Here is a 15,584-nt window from a genome sequence, read left to right as displayed (position 1 = left end):
GAAAAATTAAAGCGTATCTGCCGGAGCTTCGAAACTCTATGCTTTGCCATCTAACTCACTAAACATGGCAGGAGCTTGATTATCGGGCGTGTAGAATAATGGCAGATAGCGAACAGGTTTCTGCACCGCTCGAAGGCGCGTTAAGTTCGTCTGTCGGCGCGACGGCTGCGCAGGCTGGCTACGAATATCAGCTCAACGTGTCGGTGCTTGCAGCGGTGCGCCTGCTGCTAATCACAAAGTCGGCGACCCGTATCACGCTGGAACCCGCAAACGAGGAAGACCTTGAGGCCGACCTTACGCCGGATCAACCCGGCCGGGTGACGCCACGCGCGAGCCTTGCAAGCGGGTACAAGCTCGTGGTGCAAGTCAAATCGCGTAGCGGCGAGCCCTGGTCGATCGAAGATTTCGACCGCTTGCTGAAGCATGGCAAGGAGCGAAAGCCAGCAAAGCATCATCTTGATGATCAGGATACGCGCTATCTGCTGGTTACCAATGCTGATGCAAAGGGAGCTGCGCGCAACCTGCTCGTTGACGATTTCGAAGAAGCGCCGGACCCCGCTGAGTTTCCTGCTTCACTTAAAACGACGCTGCCGAACGGCCCTGAAGGTCGTGTGGCGATCTGGGGCGGGCTCACGGAAAAGCTTATCGAGTTCGAGCTCAACTACATTCTGAGCGATCTGCTGCGCGTCCCGCAATCACGTCAGCCGGATTGTCGCGAAGAAATGAGGAAGGAAGCCAAGCGTCGAATGCGCGGGACTGCCCCGGGCGTCTGGACACGAGACGATCTAATCGGGACAATTCGCAGCCATGGCGGCTATCTTGCAAGCGCGGCGGAGTTGGCAGCCTTCGTCCCGCCTGCGAACTTCGAGGATATGGTAGCGATGCTGCAGGCTAAGAATGCCATCGTGATCAAAGGACCATCGGGCACTGGAAAAACGCTCGCAGCGATAGCGCTGTGCGACGAGGCGCGTAAACGCGACGGCAAGCTCGACGTCGTGACCGTTAATCCGAACGACGATCCTTCTAGCACGCGAAGGTTGATCGATACAGGCCCAACGCTTTTTTATGTCGAGGATCCTTGGGGCCAGTACAGCCTGCGAGGCGGTTCGGAGGCTTGGACAGAGCAGCTGCCCCGGTTGCTTAGAAACGCGCGACCGGAACGCCGATATGTTGTGACTTCGCGCAGCGACATGCTCGGCCAAGCTCGCGCTGGCGAAGACTTGAAAAGGTGGTCGTTGGCGCTTGACGCCGACCACTACCGGAACGGCGAACTCGCCCAGATATATGATAGGCGTATGGACCTCCTCGCTACTGTTCTCCAGTCGAAAGCGCTGGAGTTTCGAAAGGGAGCGCTTGAGGCCCTCGAAACGCCGCTTGAGCTAGATCTCTTCTTCAGAAATCTCGCGGATGGACCGGAGCCCAGCGAGGCGGATCACGCATTTTGTCGGCGCATTCTAGATCTCTCCCACCGCGATGCGGTCGAAGGCGTCGTCGTTAAATATCTCGATCAGATTGACAGGATCGGGCTCTCCGCCGTCGTGTGGGGCCTGCTTGCCGCTCGGGGACAAATCGAACGTGCGCAGCTGACCGCACTCCAGCGGCAGTTGCGGAGAGTCGATGCAGCGCTCGGCGATGGACTGGAGAAGACCGTCGATCGCCTGGTTGCGACCCGGCACCTTCGCCAACCTGCACGAATCGTAACTTTCGCTCATCCAAGTGTTCGCGCGGGGTTTGAAGCGTTTCTCAAGGAAAATTGGTCTCGCAACGAAGCCGCTCTCCAATTGCTCATCCAAGCGCTGACGGAGCTCGCTGGCACTCAGCGCTCATGGGGTCTGGAAACCGCCGCGCGAGTTCTGGATTCGGCGGCGGATCTCAGATCCACGATCGAGGATCTAGAAGGGGCGTTCGACGCAACCGACTTGAGCCGGGCGGCAATCGATGGTTGGTTGGAGGAAGCACTCGTCGATCCGACGTCGGACTTTCCGCCCTTGCTGCAGCTGGCGGCCGATGTGGGAAGCACCGAATCGACGCCGTCGGAGCTGGCGCGCTGGTTCATCAACGGGGTGCGACGGGCTGGGTCATTCTTCATCGATAATTGGCAACCGCCCGCGTTCAGTGATGTCTGGTACGAACGGATCTCGACCGACACACGATCCGCCGTCATCGCAGGCCGCTTCGTTCGCGAACAACTGCCGCGGGATAATGGCAGATTCGGTCCGAGCTTCTTGACGAAGCTCGACCGGATAGCTACCGGGCTGACACCGGCGTTCCTAGCTGTAGCGCACGAAATGATCGGAACCGGTTTCGACCACAATGTCGATGCGGTTGCTGCAGGCGCCATTCGCGATCTTAGTGGATATGAGTCGGTACTCGTCCAGGCACTCGACAATCTCGCTGCGATTCAACAATCCGATGATGAGGCCACGGAGCGATGGCGCGCCATCGAGGACGGTGAGTACGACAAGAGTTATGAAGAATATTACACCTCGGGCAACGACGATGAAAGCTATTCGTCTGGGGTGATGGTCGATACCTATATCACGACCATCCGTGCGGCCGGCCGCTGGCAGGATCTGGCGAGCCATCCGAGGGTAAATGATCTAGCTTGGCATTGGGGTAGGGAGGTGTCTCACACTCAGAATCCCCCAAGCATTGAGGAACTGCGCGCTATCCTCGAAGCGACCCGGTCCAGTGGTGACGAGCATGAAGGCTGGGATGCGGCGCGAGCATATTGGGACGCCGCACTCGAACCGGACCTTGCGGAGCGCATACTGTCTAACCCGAGCAACGAGCGCTTGCGCTGCTCGCTCGCTCGCTGCGCGCTTGCAGCCGCCGCCCAGTCAACATTGATTGATTGCTTTACCGCTCTTGCAGGATCGTCCACCACGGCGTTTGTTCATTTCCTCGTCGATGTTCACGCGGCACAAGGTGTGATAGGTGCGAAGGATGGGATACAAAAGGTGGGGCCGGTGCTCGATGCCCTCTCGCCGAAGGCGGCGGAGATATTCGGTGCACTTCGTCTCAAGAACAAAGGGCCGAACGGCGTAGGGGCTGCGGCGCTTGGATTACTGGAGGAAGCTGCAGCCACCTCTACTCCGGCGGTGCTCGACAAGATCGTCCCGGTGATGATCGCGAGCGGCGCGGCTCCGATAGCCGCAATTCAACGATGGCTCGCGGAAACAAAGGATAAGGATCTCGCAGTTGCAGCTACTGAAGCGGCAATCGCAATTGACAATGAAGAGTTGATATGGCTCGCGCGCTATCACGATCGTGCCGACGCGCGTCGCGCCGCACTCGAATACCTGGTGCCAAGGATACAAGATCCGCTTCCGCCTAAGCTGCTCGACCTCGTAACCGATCCGGGTAGCCGAGTTCGCCGCGCACTGGTCAGCGCGCTGCAGTCCAGGCCGCATGCGGACCATCTGCCAATCCTCATGCGCTTGACCCGCGACCAATGGTCCGATACCGAACCGCAATATGACGAGCCCGAATCCTATCCGATTGCGCGCGAGGCGGTAGATGCGCTCGTGCCGTATGGATCGCTTTCCGATGCGCTCGGCGACGAGCTTCTCGACTTGGTTCGCGAGACAAAGGACCGGAGCCTCCGCCGCGATGCGCTAGTTGCGTCTGCTCAACTTTGCGGTCCTGATATCCGAAAGAAGATTTGGACGATGGCCGCTAAGAAGGAACTCGGCTGGATTCGCGTCGATGCTATGGATGCGCTAAGCGCGGCAACAATGGTCGAGGAAGACATTGTCACGCGGATTACCGCTGAAAGGGTGATGAAGTTACCAGCACCGTTGGCGGCGTCCGCGACCGTGCTGGCGAGCTCACATCTTCCAGTCTCCGACGCGGTTCGTATCCTTGAGCAGATAGGGCATTCGAATTCGCATCGGGCGCTGCTACTGCTCGGAGCCATTGCGCTCGAGCATCGGGATCCGCTGGCCGCATTGAAACTTCTCGACCTGCTGGATGCCGAGCATCCGGCGCGGAGGCTGCTTGATAGCGACAGTGATCTCTTGCCGCGCAATGTGCTCGACGATCTAGGCGATGTTCGCATTCGAAGGTATGTGCGGCCGTGGCTGATAGACCGAATAGCTAAGGAATGACGAATTACGGTAACACAAAATTGCAACGGTGGCTCAAGGCCGCGTCACAAACTGGGGTGACGGGCAAATCACTTCTGATTTTCAGAAATCGCGTCAAGCCCCGGAATCAAAAATATTCTGCTTTCGTTCTCACCCAAATCAGTCGCATAACTCCGCCCGTCTCACGGCAGATGAGGGGCGTTGGCCATCGTCACGAACGCGCGGTGAGATGCGGTGGACGCTGAGGGCGCGATAGACGTACGCGCCGGAAGCGTACGGCGAAGTCGTGTGGTTCGGGCGTCGCGGTGCTGGCGCTAAGTTGGCGGGAAGTGTCCCGCCGATGACGGAGGCAAAAGAGCCGTTCTCCGGGAAGAGCACGAAGTAAGCCGTAAAGCCATTGCGCAGGGAAGGCCGGAGTGTTCCCGCTGCCCTGTATGCTCGTGTGCAGTTTTGTTTGCGCAAATCGCACGCGAGACCGCGGGTGCAGCGAGCACCCGGTCTTCCCTGCGCCCTCTGTCTTTCGAGAGGGTAAAATCAAAACAATAGCTCGGGCATTTCGTGCCGCGAGAACGTGGGTTCGTGCCCACGCTGTTTGACAATTGAATCAGAAGAACCGCATTGCGTTCACGGACGAGCAAGCCGCCGGGGACGATTGAGTGGGAGTGATTTCGGCCCATCGGGCCTAATCGGGCTTGAGGTTATCGAGAAGGGCACTCCAGCTCCCCCGCCGCAGACCTTTGCCCCACACGACTTCGAATGTCGCGCGTGACGCGCGAGGATGCTGCATCGCTTCAACGAACGCTTCGGCAACATCTGCGCGGGCAATGCGGTTGCGAAACGCCAGGGGTAGGGTGCCCTGGCTGACATTGACTGCACGCTCGCCGCCCGGCCGGTCGAGGAGGAAGCCGACGCGGATAATCGTGTAGTCCAAGCCGCTACTGCGGATTTTGTCTTCGACGCGTCGACGCCAAACCAGCGTATTCCGCTTGAGCAGGTTGATCAGGAAACCCGCCAGTGAGTGCGTCTTGATACCGATCGAGTTCAGATAGACGAAGCGACCCCGGAACCCGGCGCTTCGCGCTGCCGCGAGCGTATCGATGACTCCATCGTAGTCTGTCGTCTTGACGAGGTTTTCCGAGGCGTATCGTCCGCTCGGCGCGCCGGCGGTGAAGATGATGTGGTCCACATCTCGCAATACAGGCGGGAGCGTTTCCGCTTTCGTGAGGTCTCCGGCGACCACCTCAAACGCGGAGCCGAGCTCGGCAGAAGCTCTGGCAGGATCGCGAGCCAGCACGCGAACGTCATAGCCTCGTTCGTGCAGCAGCCGCGCGATCAGGCACCCGGCACCCCGTGTGCCTCCGACAACCAGGACGCGGTTTCCTCCAGCCTTGCTCATCGAGACCTCGGCGCAAGTCCTCTTAGGAGGGATGCGGATAGTCGTCGATTATCCAATAATTCTTCACTTGCCGATATGGGCGGCCAACTCGTCAGGCGTCCCCATTGGAAAGGCCGCTTTCAGATAGTCGAGGAACGCCGACACCCGAGCGCTTAGCAGCCGCCTGGATGGGTAGAGCGTCCACAAGGCAATGTCGCCTCTCTCGATATCTCCCCAGTGTACCAGCGAGCCGTCGGCTAAATCGTGACTCACGAGCGACACGGGGAGGCGGCCGGCGCCGACGCCTGCTCGCACCGCGTCCCGGATCATGATGAGCGACGACAGAGCGAGGACTGGCTCGATCGCGATGGTTGCCCGGCCAGCGGGCGTCTTCACGTTCCAGGCCAGTCGATCGCCGGCCGAGCGCACGACGGCAGGAGCGGTATCGTCTCCGCCTGGCCGGGCGAGGTGGGGGCTTGCCACGGCCACCAATCGATCGCGCAGGAAGGGTCGGCCGACCAGGCTATCGTCTGGATCCGGATCGACACGGATCACCAAATCAAACCCCTCCTCGATCATGTCGACGGAACGATCTTCCGTCGAGATCTCGAGCCTCACTTCCGGATATTTCAAGGCGAACCCGGCGGCAATCTTGCCCATCGCGGTCTGCGAGAAAAGCAGTGGGGCGCTGATCCGCAACCTGCCTCGCGGCCTTTCACCGCCCGAGGCGATCGCCGCCGCCGTCTCTTCGAGTTCGGAGAGCAACCGGCCCGCGCGCTCGAAGAGCGCACGTCCTTCCTCGGTGAGCTTCAGCGCGCGCGCGCCACGTTCGAACAGGCGCAGGTCGAGGGCGGCTTCCAGTTCGGCGACCCGGCGGGACAGGGTCGCCTTCGGCCGCCCTGCGGCGCGTGCAGCGCGTCCAAACCCTCCGTGTCGGGCGACAAGATTGAAATCAGCCAGAGCGAGCAGGTCCATGTGTTCCACCAGTGAGACGGTATGTCCAAATATAACGTCTATTGGGAAGAATGTGGATCACTCATTTACAGGGTGTCTTTTGACCCCAAACCGGAGTGATCCCCATGACCATCCTCGTTACCGGCGCCACCGGCCGTGTCGGCCGCCAAGTCGTCCAGCAACTCGTCAAGCGCGGCGCCGACGTGCGCGTCCTCGTCCGCGATACCTCGAAGGCCAGCTTTCCGGCCAGTGTGGAGGTCGTGCAAGGCGACCTGCTCGATATCGACGCGCTGCGCACCGCGTTCACCGGCGTGAACACGCTGTTTCTGCTCAATGCGGTGGCGGGAGACGAATTCACCCAGGCGCTCATCGCCCTGAACATTGCTCGGGAGTCAGGCGTCGAGCGGGTCGTCTATCTGTCGGTGATCCACAGCGATCACTTCGTGAACGTGCCGCACTTCGCGGTGAAGTCCGGCGCCGAGCGGATGATCGAACGGATGGGTTTTGGCGCCACGATCCTGCGTCCGGCCTACTTCATCGACAATGAACTCATGATCAAGGACGTCATCTTCAACCACGGCGTCTATCCGATGCCGATCGGTAGCAAGGGTATCGCCATGGTCGACGCCCGCGACATTGCCGAGGTCGCAGCGATCGAGTTGATCCGTCGCGAGCAGGCTTCGGGCAAGCTGCCGATCGAAACCATCAATCTGGTCGGCCCCGATACGCTGACTGGTTCGGACGTGGCCGCGATCTGGTCCGACGTCCTGGGCCGTCCGGTTGCCTATGGCGGCGATGATCCCACCGGGTTCGAGCAGAATCTGGCGAACTTCCTGCCGAAGTGGATGGCCTATGAAATGCGCCTGATGGCCGAGCGCTATGTCAGCGACGGCATGATCCCGGAGGTCGGCGACGTCGAGCGTCTGACCAAGATCCTGGGCCGCCCGCTGCACTCCTATCGCAACTTCGCGACCGAGATCGCGGCCTCGGCTTAACGGCCGAGCGACACTCAACATTTCACGAGAAGGAACATCATCATGATCTATTCGACCGCGGATGCCGCCTTGCTGTCCACGCTGAGGCGCACACGCGAGCTGTTCGCGGAGGGCCGGCTCTGACCATCACCATGGAACATCAACCAAAGGGACTGCCTCTTAGGAGGCGTCCCGCCTTCCAAGCAATCATGGCCGCCCCGGCAATGGACGTTGTGGATCGCTTCGCGGAGCCTGTCATCCGGCGGCGCTTCGCGCCGACCGGGTGGCTCGCAATGACGGAGCTGGCCCCATCGAGTTTACGCAGATCGCACGCGAGACCGCGGGTGCAGCAAGCACCCGGTCTTCCCTGCGCCCTCTGTCTTTCGAGAGGGCAAAATCAAAACAATAGCTCGGGCATTTCGTGCCGCGAGAACGTGGGTTCGTACCCATGCTGTTTGACAGTTGAATCAGAAGAACCGCATTGCGTTCACGGACGAGCAAGCCGCCGGGGACGATTGAGTGGGAGTAGGGGCAAGTGGGCCCGGGCCGAAAGGGCCTGACTCTGGCAGGGCCTTTCGGAAGGTCGAGGGCCGGCGGCGACGACAGAAGGGCACGCGCCAAAAAAATCATCGCGAGCTGTCGGATCTTGTCGATCTGGCTCGTCCTCAGGTTTGGACCGCCACAGGGAGACAGACGATGCGGGTTATGGTGTTCGGAAAAGCCGCTGACGGCAGCGAAAAAAGCGCGCCCCCCACGAAAGAGGCGTTCGCGGCGATGGATCAGTTCACCGAGGAGCTGGTCGAGGCCGGGATCATGGTGGCCGGCGCCGGCCTCCAAAACAACGCCCAGGCCAAGCGCATCACCTCCGATGGTTCGAGCAGCAAGGTCATCGACGGGCCGTTCGCCGAGACCCACGAGTTGGTCGCCGGCTTCATGATCTGGCAGGTCAAGGACATGGACGAGGCCGTGGCCTGGGCGAAGCGCAATCCCATGTTAGGCCCGAGCGGGGTCGAGATCCGCCCGTTCTACGAGGCGGCGGATCTGGCTGAGTATCTGACGCCCGAGGAGCTCTCGACGCCTCGTGAAGGCGAGCGCGGGAAGCTCGGCGTCGCCTGATGCCGCCGGATGGATCGGCCGCCATCCGTCTCGGTTGGCCGTGAGATTCCGTTTCTTCTGGAAAGCAGGGAAATCGCTATGGCGAAGATCGTATTTGGAATGAACCAGTCTCTGGACGGCTACGTCGACCATGACCATCCGGAATTTGCGCCGCCAAGTCCCGCGCTCTTTCGTCACTTCATCGAGCAAGTGCGCAACCTGGCGGGCAGCGTGTACGGTCGCCGCATGTACGAGGTGATGCGTTATTGGGACGAAGACCACCCTGAGTGGGACGCCGCGCAATATGACTTCGCAGCGGCGTGGCGGAACCAACCGAAGTGGGTCGTGTCGCGCTCCCTGCAGTCAGTCGGCCCCAACGCCACGCTTGTCGGGGATGACCTTGAGGCGGTGATACGGGGGCTGAAGGCTGAGCGAGTTGGGGAGATCGACGTCGCCGGACCAGACCTGGCGCGAAGCCTGACCGATCTTGGTCTTATTGATGAGTATCAACTCTACCTCCACCCCGTCGTGTTGGGTCGCGGCAAACCATTCTTCGCCGGCCCCCGGCCGCCGCTTCGCCTTGTGGCCAGCGATCGAATTGGCGAGGACGTGATCAGGTTGACGTACGTTTCTGCTTGATGACAGGACTCGCCCGACCGACGGCATGACCGCGGACTTCTATCCCTTTGACGTGAGCTTCCTCGGCCAGTCCTGCACCGCTTGCGTAACCGCGTTGCGGTAATGGCGCTAGAGCGCTTCGTCATCGCGGTGATCGGCGAGCCCGCTCGTCACGCGCCGGGTGAGCTCCTTCATGTCCATATCGACGCCGTCGCCGGACTGACGCTCGAGCCCGTAAACCTCTTCGGGGAAGTTCATTTGGCTCAAGATCGCGTCGATCTCCTCGTGCTTGTCGGGCGGGAAGAGCTGGGCGGGATCGCCGACCGCCACCCACTTGATCGGGACGAGCGAGTGGGGCGGCAGGACGCTGCGCACGTGAACGACGCCGTCGATGCGGACCTCCGTGCGCCGAGCGACGCGCGCGCCCTGGAAGATCCTGACGCCCGTCGCCAGGAAACACTCGTCCTCGATGACACAGCCCTTGAGCGACGAATGCGGCCCGATCAGGACGTGGTCGCCGATCTCTACTGCGTTCCGGCTCGTGCTTCGGATGTTGAGGTTCTCGCGAATGACGCACTGCGCGCCGATGCGCACCGGCGCGCCGTGCGCCTCGATCACCGCGCCGTAGGAAACGTGCGTGCGCGGGCCGATCGTCACGTCGCCGCAAATCACCGCTGTCGGCGCAATATGTGCGCTCGGGTCGATGGCGGGTCGTTTGCCTTGATGTTCAATCAGCATGAGCAGCGCCTCTGGACAAAGACCGAGCTGCGATTTCGTGCGTTCAGAAGGGTGGCGTCAGGGGACAAGGTCCATAAGTACGGCCCCGGTCCTGAAATCGACGGGCAGGGAGATATGTTCGTGCGTAATCAACCACTCGTTATTGGATCGCTGGCAGCAAACGGTCGAACGGAGCCAGAACCCACGCTTGCTCTGCTGCTCGGACAAGTTTGCGTTCCCTTTGTCCAGGTGAAGCATATGCGCAAACGCAACGTCCCCGCTGGCCGCGATATTCAAGTCATGTGTTTCCAAGCCGATAGGGCCGTCGTATTCATTGAACCACCGCACGAAATTGTCCCGAACTGCGTCGGAACCGGTGAGGCGGAGAGGGGGAACAACATCGAAATAGACGATGCTGGGGGAATAAAGTGACATGAGTCGATCAATGTCTTTTGCCCGACACGCCTGAACCCGCCTATCCAGAAGGACTTCGATCTCTGACCCTACTGAAACCAATGTGTCCTCCTTTGCGCTGGAAAATCATTCGTGGTGAAGCGCAAACGCCACGACGTGGTCGCCGCGCTTGGTGCAGAGCTTGCCGTGTCCTCCGGCCGCGATAACGACGTTCACTAGGCATGCGACGGCGGCATATTCTCTAAACGGCGCCAGCACAGCCCCGTTCCCCATTTGGCCGGGCCGATTTCGATTGCGCAACCGGCCGTCGCGCGGAGCGTTGATGCTTCGACACTTGGGCGTGAACCAAAGCCACAGGAACTTCGCGACTTCTAGACCCGGAGGCACAGCGATGACGGTACGATGGACCTTACTGGAGCGGTTCTCGTTCGAGGGACAGGCGATCGCCTGCGAATTACGGAATTACGGTGCACTAAATTGCATGAACGCAGGTGGCGACGATGCCTGACCGTCATGAAGGTGGATGCTTATGCGATGCCATTCGGTACCGCATCCACAGCATCTTCGACGTTGTCTATTGTCACTGCGCGAAATGCCGCCGCCGCTGCGGCGCGCCGGTGTCGCTCTCGGTTGTCGTCCCTAAGGGTGAGTTTGAGCTGATCAAGGGCGCGCCAGCGTCTTTCAGGAGCTCCGGAGTAGGGGCAAACCATTTTTGCAGCATTTGCGGAACACAGCTCTATTTTGTCGAAGACCGAGGTCCATACGTCTCTGTCAGCCATGGCAGTCTCGACGAGCCAGAGAGCGTGAGGCCGAGGGCGCACCAATGGTTGGGCAGCGCGCTCTCGTGGTTTCACATCGATGATGGACTGCCCTCATTTGCTGATGGGCACCTCACGCATCCGGATCGACGTTCGGAATTGCGATAACAGTGCACTAAACGAGCCGAAGGCTGTGCCGCAAAGCTGCGTTCCATTCCTGCCCACAAGCAATCTACTGGCGCCCCGGCAAGGGCTGCTATGGGAATTACGGTGACAGTGCCATTGGTATCGCGTAGTGCCGCAGCATAGAATGACGTGCAATAGGTCGGTCTGCTTTGGGATAGCCACCACCCGCTGCCAGGATTTTCCCGATATGACCAGTTCGGTGACGATCGCTCCGCTCATCGCAGGCGCCGTTTCAAATCTCCGACTTCAGGTCGGCGAACGCCTCTTTTAGATAAGTGGCGATAGGTCGCTTCCCCTGGTCGCGGTTCCAGTTGTCGATCGCAAGACGAAGCGCTCCGATCGACATCATGGCGACAATGCGCAGCGCAGGCTGCCGCTTGGGCTGCGGCCACATCTGGCAGAGCGCGTCGAATACCGCTTGCTCCTTCTCTACATATCTCGCCTGGTGTCGTATGCGAAGCGACTCGTTCGCACACATCAGGCGTTCGATCACCCGGGTTTGCTTGTAATCGAACTGAAAGCGGATCGTCAGCTCCAACAAGGCGTTCTTCACGGCGTTGAGTGGTGACTGTTTGGTCGATTGCTCCAGTACGGCGGCGCGCAGGGTCTCGGTGAAACCGCCGTCCTGCCACGCCAGCAGAATCTCTTCCTTGGATTTGAAATAGTAGAAGAACGTTCGCCGCGAGATCCCCGCTGCCTCCGCGATCGCGTCGAGCGTGGTGGCCTCATAGCCGCGGGTCAAAAACAGTTTCAGGCCTTGCTCGGCGATACGATGCAGCGTCTCGCGCCGCTTCCGCTCGCGTGGACGTTCCTCCTTGGGGGCCGAACTTTCCATGACCAGTTCTGACACGAATTTGTGATTTTGCAAAATTACACTCAGTGCAATATAATATTACACCCAGTGCGAATTGTGTTCAAGGTGTGTTTATGAAGGGCAGGGTGGGCGGCGATACTCCCTCGCGGCATGTTCAATCCGCTCTCGCGGGCGGCCGGGGCGACGCAATCGTATCGGTCAACATGACGCGACGGCGCCTCGGTGCCATGCTGCTCGCCATCGCCATCACGACCGCGATTCCCATAGATCCAGCGCGAGCGCAGTCCGCCGCGCCCTCCGTCATTGATTTCAACTGGATCGACTCCGCGCGTTCGCGGGCCGTTCCGGCGCGCCTGCATTGGCCCACGAGTGTCGCGCCGGGTTCGCGCGTGCCGCTCATCGTGTTCTCCCATGGCATGGGCGGCTCCCGCCGGGGATACAGCTATCTGGGCAAGTATTGGGCTGCGCGCGGCATTGCCAGTCTGCATGTTCAGCATGCCGGCAGCGACTCGTCGCTCTGGGTGGGCAATCCTCTTACCGTCGTAGACCGTTTGCAGCGAGCGGCTCACGAGAGCGAGGCGCTTGCGCGGGCCTGGGATCTGCGCTTCGCCCTCGACCGCATGCTGTCTGGTGGTGCCGGCTCTTACGGCGCCCAGATCGACCGTCGGCGTATCGTGGCGGCCGGCCATTCGTATGGCGCAAACACGGCGCTTCTTGCGGTCGGCGCGCGCGTGATGCGCGAAGGGCAGTGGGTTGAGGCCCGCGACCCGCGCTTTGCGGCGGCGATAATGATCTCTGCGCCGCCGTTCTACGGCGAGTCCGATCTTGCCTCGGTGCTGAGCAAGATCACGGTTCCGAACCTGCATGTGACTGCGACCAACGACGTCATCGAAATTCCCGGATACCACTCGCCTGCTGCCGATCGGTTAGCCGTCTTCAACGCCATTGCCACACCGCGCAAGCTGCTTGCCGTGTTTGAGGGCGGCTCGCACAGCATCTTTACCGATCGCTCGTTCACAGGCGGTCCGGCTCTGAACCCGAAAGTGAAGGCCGCCACGGCGGAACTCACTCTGGCTTTCCTCGACCTCGCCTTCGACAGTAACGGTACGACGTTGACGCGCTGGAATGCGACATGGCAGCCAATCCTGGCATCAGCGCCCGGTACCGCGCTTTCTCCTGTTCCGGTCGCGCGTTCCCGGCGCACGGTCCAGGGATCGGCGGTTGGCCTCGTTGCCGCGCCATGAGATGGGTCGTGGTAGCGCCGCTAAGCTTGATGGCTGCTGGTTGCGCGACCGCGCCGCTGGAGCGGTCCGGGTCGTTAGCCTCCTACGACAATCTGACGCCGTCCGATGGGCTCCTGACAAAGTCGCAGGTTAGCGTTAGCAAAGCCGATGTCCTCGGAGCGAAGACTCTGCGGATCGAGCCGACCGCATTCACGGTCGCCGCTGCAAGAGAGCCGTTCTCGGACAAGCAGCGCAGCCTGATCAAGAATGCGGTCAACAGAGCGATGTGTTCTGCGCTGAGCGAGCGCTTCCGAATTGTAGCACCGACGGAAGCGGCGGACTTGAGTGTCCGCGCGGTCATTACCCACATTGCGCCGACCGATGCGACGGCCGCCGGCGTCTCCAAGGTCGCGAGCGTTGTACCGTCCGTCGTTGCTCCCGGTGTGCCGATCCCTGTGCCGCGGCTTCCGATCGGACTCGGGAGCCTGTCCGTAGAGGCCGAGGCCCGCGATCGCAGCGGCAGCCAAAAGGCTGCCATGATCTGGGCGCGCGGAGCGAATTCCTTCACCAGCGCTCCGCGCGTATCGAGCGACGGGGATGCCTATGATCTCGCCAGCGCTTTCGGAGACGATTTCGGGAAATTGCTGGTTACCGGCGAGAGTCCGTTCGGGAAGGTCTCCGCGCCACCATCAATCGATAGCTTGAAGGCCTCGCTCGGCGGAGCGCCGAAACAGGCGATTTGTGAAGCATTCGGGCGCGCGCCGGGACTGCCCGGCATGATCGGCGAGAGGATCGGGCTGCCGCCGGATTGGACCGACCGGGGTGCGTCGGCGAACGCCGTGTCGGAAGCGCCGGTTACCGATTAAGCCATGCAGCATGGCGCGTACCGCCGTCGATCATGCGGCGGGTTACGCTTTTAACCCGCCTTACGGACTGAATGACCGGAAGCGGTCGCACGTTTGTTCAACGCGAAAACTCGCACACGCGCTAGTTTTCTTCCCACCAAAGGGAGGAAAACCAATGACAGCCACAGCACTTGCAAAACACGCAACTCCGCTTCGCGATGTGTTCGAACGCTATCATGTCGGCTGGGAGACCAAGAGCCCGGACCTGATCGCCTCGCTCCATTCGGAAGACACGGTCTTCCATATCCATGACGGGTCCGACGCCGTCCACGGGCGGGAGGCCTTGCGGCAGCGCTGCATTGATACGTTCGAAAAGTTCGACTTTTCGCTCGATATGGGCCGCAGACTTTACGGCGACGATCACTGGGTCTTCGAATGGACAATGGTCCTTGCGCTCAAGGAGCCGGGCGGCGCGCCGTTCACGGCCAAGGTCGAGATGCTCGATGTCGTGACGGTCAATTCCCGCGGCGAGGTGGCGCGCAAGGATGTCTACATGAACGGTGGTGAAGCGCAGGCCGCTTTCGCCCGGGCCGGGATCCAGCGCTAGGAAGCGCTGGATGCGTCCGACGCCGGCCATATCGTGCCGCCTGAGGGATTTGCGCCAAACGACAAAGTTGCCGATAGTAGGGAACCATGCCGTTTGTGGAAACGCCCTTCACCAGCACGATATTGCCCATCCCGGTCACGCGTCTCGGGGCGCATCCGAATGTTGTCATGGCCGTGCTGGCGGGGCGGGCGGGGCCGATCACGGTCGAGCATGCAGGCGTGAGCGTCACGGGTGACGTCCTGCTCGTCCGGCCGGGGATCGTGCACAGTGTTCGGCTCGCTGGGCGAGGTGCTGATGTCGTCTACCTCAACGGACTGACATTTCCGTTCGAGGCTCTGCTGGCCGTCGCGCTGAAAGGCAATCTGGAACGGCTGGCGCGCCGATCAATTGGTGGCGATCCCTGCGCGACAGAGGAATTGCGGGAAAGGCTCGCGTTCGCGACCAATCCGTTTCCGGCGAAGGTGGTGGAGATCGTACGGGCGATGCAGGCCGATCCAATGCGGCGTGTGTCGCAAGACGAACTGGTACGATACCTCGGCATGGAGCGGACGCGGGCGCTGCGCTGCTTCAAGGCGGCGACGGGGCTGACATTTCGCCGGTTCAAGCTGTGGTCGGCGCTGCAGCATGCTGCGGTGAGAATGGCCGAGCGCGAGCTGGTGCGGACGGCAGCGATGGATGCCGGTTTCGCCGATACCGCCCATCTTTCGCGCGTATTCAGCAGCATGTTCGGGCTGTCACCCAGCGCGGCGATCGCGGGGCTCGACGACCGGGAACGGGAATTACGATGACAGCTCCCCGCTCTTCGAACGGCGCCCATACGCTGTCAGGCCCACCCCAACCTTCGCGACTTTGTGGCCTTCAAATATTCGGTCGCGCGCTGCTCGAAGAAGTTGGCGCGCGCGACCAGTTCTCGGCG

14 protein-coding genes are annotated in these 15,584 nt (G+C 61.0%); 9 read left to right on the top strand and 5 right to left on the bottom strand.

What is annotated here, in order from left to right; translation table 11 throughout:
• The first annotated feature begins 98 nt into the window (after nt 1–98).
• Nucleotides 99–4,109 (top strand): nSTAND3 domain-containing NTPase, encoded by a 4,011-nt coding sequence (locus C7G61_RS08195; protein ID WP_108513605.1) that lies wholly within the window; start codon nt 99–101, stop codon nt 4,107–4,109.
• A 661-nt stretch (nt 4,110–4,770) separates the two neighbouring features.
• Here C7G61_RS08195 and C7G61_RS08190 read toward each other — a convergent pair.
• Complete coding sequence (locus tag C7G61_RS08190; protein ID WP_108513604.1) at nt 4,771–5,484, bottom strand: SDR family oxidoreductase; 714 nt, start codon at nt 5,482–5,484, stop codon at nt 4,771–4,773.
• 63 nt (nt 5,485–5,547) lie between these two features.
• Nucleotides 5,548–6,438 (bottom strand): LysR family transcriptional regulator, encoded by an 891-nt coding sequence (locus tag C7G61_RS08185; protein WP_108513603.1) that lies wholly within the window; start codon nt 6,436–6,438, stop codon nt 5,548–5,550.
• 104 nt (nt 6,439–6,542) lie between these two features.
• Between C7G61_RS08185 and C7G61_RS08180 the strand changes: the two genes are divergently transcribed.
• The 3 genes from C7G61_RS08180 (at nt 6,543) to C7G61_RS08170 (ending at nt 9,125) form a co-directional block, all read left to right on the top strand.
• Nucleotides 6,543–7,412 (top strand): SDR family oxidoreductase, encoded by an 870-nt coding sequence (locus tag C7G61_RS08180; RefSeq protein WP_108513602.1) that lies wholly within the window; start codon nt 6,543–6,545, stop codon nt 7,410–7,412.
• 675 nt (nt 7,413–8,087) lie between these two features.
• Nucleotides 8,088–8,507, top strand: a complete 420-nt coding sequence (locus tag C7G61_RS08175; protein WP_108513601.1) for a YciI family protein — start codon at nt 8,088–8,090, stop codon at nt 8,505–8,507.
• A gap of 78 nt (nt 8,508–8,585) precedes the next feature.
• A complete protein-coding gene (locus C7G61_RS08170) occupies nt 8,586–9,125 on the top strand; it encodes a dihydrofolate reductase family protein (RefSeq protein WP_108513600.1) in 540 nt (179 codons plus the stop codon).
• A 108-nt stretch (nt 9,126–9,233) separates the two neighbouring features.
• Here C7G61_RS08170 and C7G61_RS08165 read toward each other — a convergent pair whose 3' ends face one another.
• Nucleotides 9,234–9,842: a gamma carbonic anhydrase family protein gene (locus C7G61_RS08165; RefSeq protein ID WP_108513599.1), complete on the bottom strand. Its 609-nt coding sequence runs from the start codon at nt 9,840–9,842 to the stop codon at nt 9,234–9,236.
• A gap of 57 nt (nt 9,843–9,899) precedes the next feature.
• Nucleotides 9,900–10,337, bottom strand: a complete 438-nt coding sequence (locus C7G61_RS08160) for a YybH family protein (protein WP_108513598.1) — start codon at nt 10,335–10,337, stop codon at nt 9,900–9,902.
• A gap of 398 nt (nt 10,338–10,735) precedes the next feature.
• Between C7G61_RS08160 and C7G61_RS47350 the strand changes: the two genes are divergently transcribed.
• Entirely contained in the window at nt 10,736–11,161 is a 426-nt protein-coding gene (locus tag C7G61_RS47350; RefSeq protein ID WP_145963578.1) for a GFA family protein, read from the top strand.
• Nucleotides 11,162–11,411: 250 nt separating this feature from the next.
• On the opposite strand, the gene C7G61_RS08150 is transcribed toward C7G61_RS47350, so the two are convergent.
• Entirely contained in the window at nt 11,412–12,014 is a 603-nt protein-coding gene (locus tag C7G61_RS08150; protein ID WP_108514064.1) for a TetR/AcrR family transcriptional regulator, read from the bottom strand.
• A 206-nt stretch (nt 12,015–12,220) separates the two neighbouring features.
• Between C7G61_RS08150 and C7G61_RS08145 the strand changes: the two genes are divergently transcribed.
• From C7G61_RS08145 to C7G61_RS08130, 4 genes are all read left to right on the top strand, one after another.
• Nucleotides 12,221–13,237: an alpha/beta hydrolase family protein gene (locus tag C7G61_RS08145; RefSeq protein WP_244608193.1), complete on the top strand. Its 1,017-nt coding sequence runs from the start codon at nt 12,221–12,223 to the stop codon at nt 13,235–13,237.
• A gap of 8 nt (nt 13,238–13,245) precedes the next feature.
• Nucleotides 13,246–14,082, top strand: a complete 837-nt coding sequence (locus C7G61_RS08140; protein WP_244608192.1) for a DUF3313 domain-containing protein — start codon at nt 13,246–13,248, stop codon at nt 14,080–14,082.
• Between the two features lie 154 nt (nt 14,083–14,236).
• Nucleotides 14,237–14,668: a nuclear transport factor 2 family protein gene (locus C7G61_RS08135; protein ID WP_190241727.1), complete on the top strand. Its 432-nt coding sequence runs from the start codon at nt 14,237–14,239 to the stop codon at nt 14,666–14,668.
• A 167-nt stretch (nt 14,669–14,835) separates the two neighbouring features.
• Entirely contained in the window at nt 14,836–15,456 is a 621-nt protein-coding gene (locus C7G61_RS08130) for a helix-turn-helix domain-containing protein (RefSeq protein WP_190241726.1), read from the top strand.
• Nucleotides 15,457–15,584: the final 128 nt, after the last annotated feature.

The organism is Bradyrhizobium algeriense (assembly GCF_003062295.1).
Classification (GTDB): Bacteria; Pseudomonadota; Alphaproteobacteria; order Rhizobiales; family Xanthobacteraceae; genus Bradyrhizobium; species Bradyrhizobium algeriense.
Note: the sequence above shows the minus strand (reverse complement) of the source record. Positions and strands in the feature narration are given on the sequence as shown.

What these genes read in the sequence shown, in the direction of transcription:
- C7G61_RS08195 (WP_108513605.1), top strand. Translation starts at nt 99, where the DNA reads ATGGCAGATAGCGAACAGGTTTCTGCACCGCTCGAAGGCGCGTTAAGT.
- C7G61_RS08190 (WP_108513604.1), bottom strand. Translation starts at nt 5,484, where the DNA reads ATGAGCAAGGCTGGAGGAAACCGCGTCCTGGTTGTCGGAGGCACACGG.
- C7G61_RS08185 (WP_108513603.1), bottom strand. Translation starts at nt 6,438, where the DNA reads ATGGACCTGCTCGCTCTGGCTGATTTCAATCTTGTCGCCCGACACGGA.
- C7G61_RS08180 (WP_108513602.1), top strand. Translation starts at nt 6,543, where the DNA reads ATGACCATCCTCGTTACCGGCGCCACCGGCCGTGTCGGCCGCCAAGTC.
- C7G61_RS08175 (WP_108513601.1), top strand. Translation starts at nt 8,088, where the DNA reads ATGCGGGTTATGGTGTTCGGAAAAGCCGCTGACGGCAGCGAAAAAAGC.
- C7G61_RS08170 (WP_108513600.1), top strand. Translation starts at nt 8,586, where the DNA reads ATGGCGAAGATCGTATTTGGAATGAACCAGTCTCTGGACGGCTACGTC.
- C7G61_RS08165 (WP_108513599.1), bottom strand. Translation starts at nt 9,842, where the DNA reads ATGCTGATTGAACATCAAGGCAAACGACCCGCCATCGACCCGAGCGCA.
- C7G61_RS47350 (WP_145963578.1), top strand. Translation starts at nt 10,736, where the DNA reads ATGCCTGACCGTCATGAAGGTGGATGCTTATGCGATGCCATTCGGTAC.
- C7G61_RS08150 (WP_108514064.1), bottom strand. Translation starts at nt 12,014, where the DNA reads ATGGAAAGTTCGGCCCCCAAGGAGGAACGTCCACGCGAGCGGAAGCGG.
- C7G61_RS08145 (WP_244608193.1), top strand. Translation starts at nt 12,221, where the DNA reads ATGCTGCTCGCCATCGCCATCACGACCGCGATTCCCATAGATCCAGCG.
- C7G61_RS08135 (WP_190241727.1), top strand. Translation starts at nt 14,237, where the DNA reads ATGACAGCCACAGCACTTGCAAAACACGCAACTCCGCTTCGCGATGTG.
- C7G61_RS08130 (WP_190241726.1), top strand. Translation starts at nt 14,836, where the DNA reads ATGGCCGTGCTGGCGGGGCGGGCGGGGCCGATCACGGTCGAGCATGCA.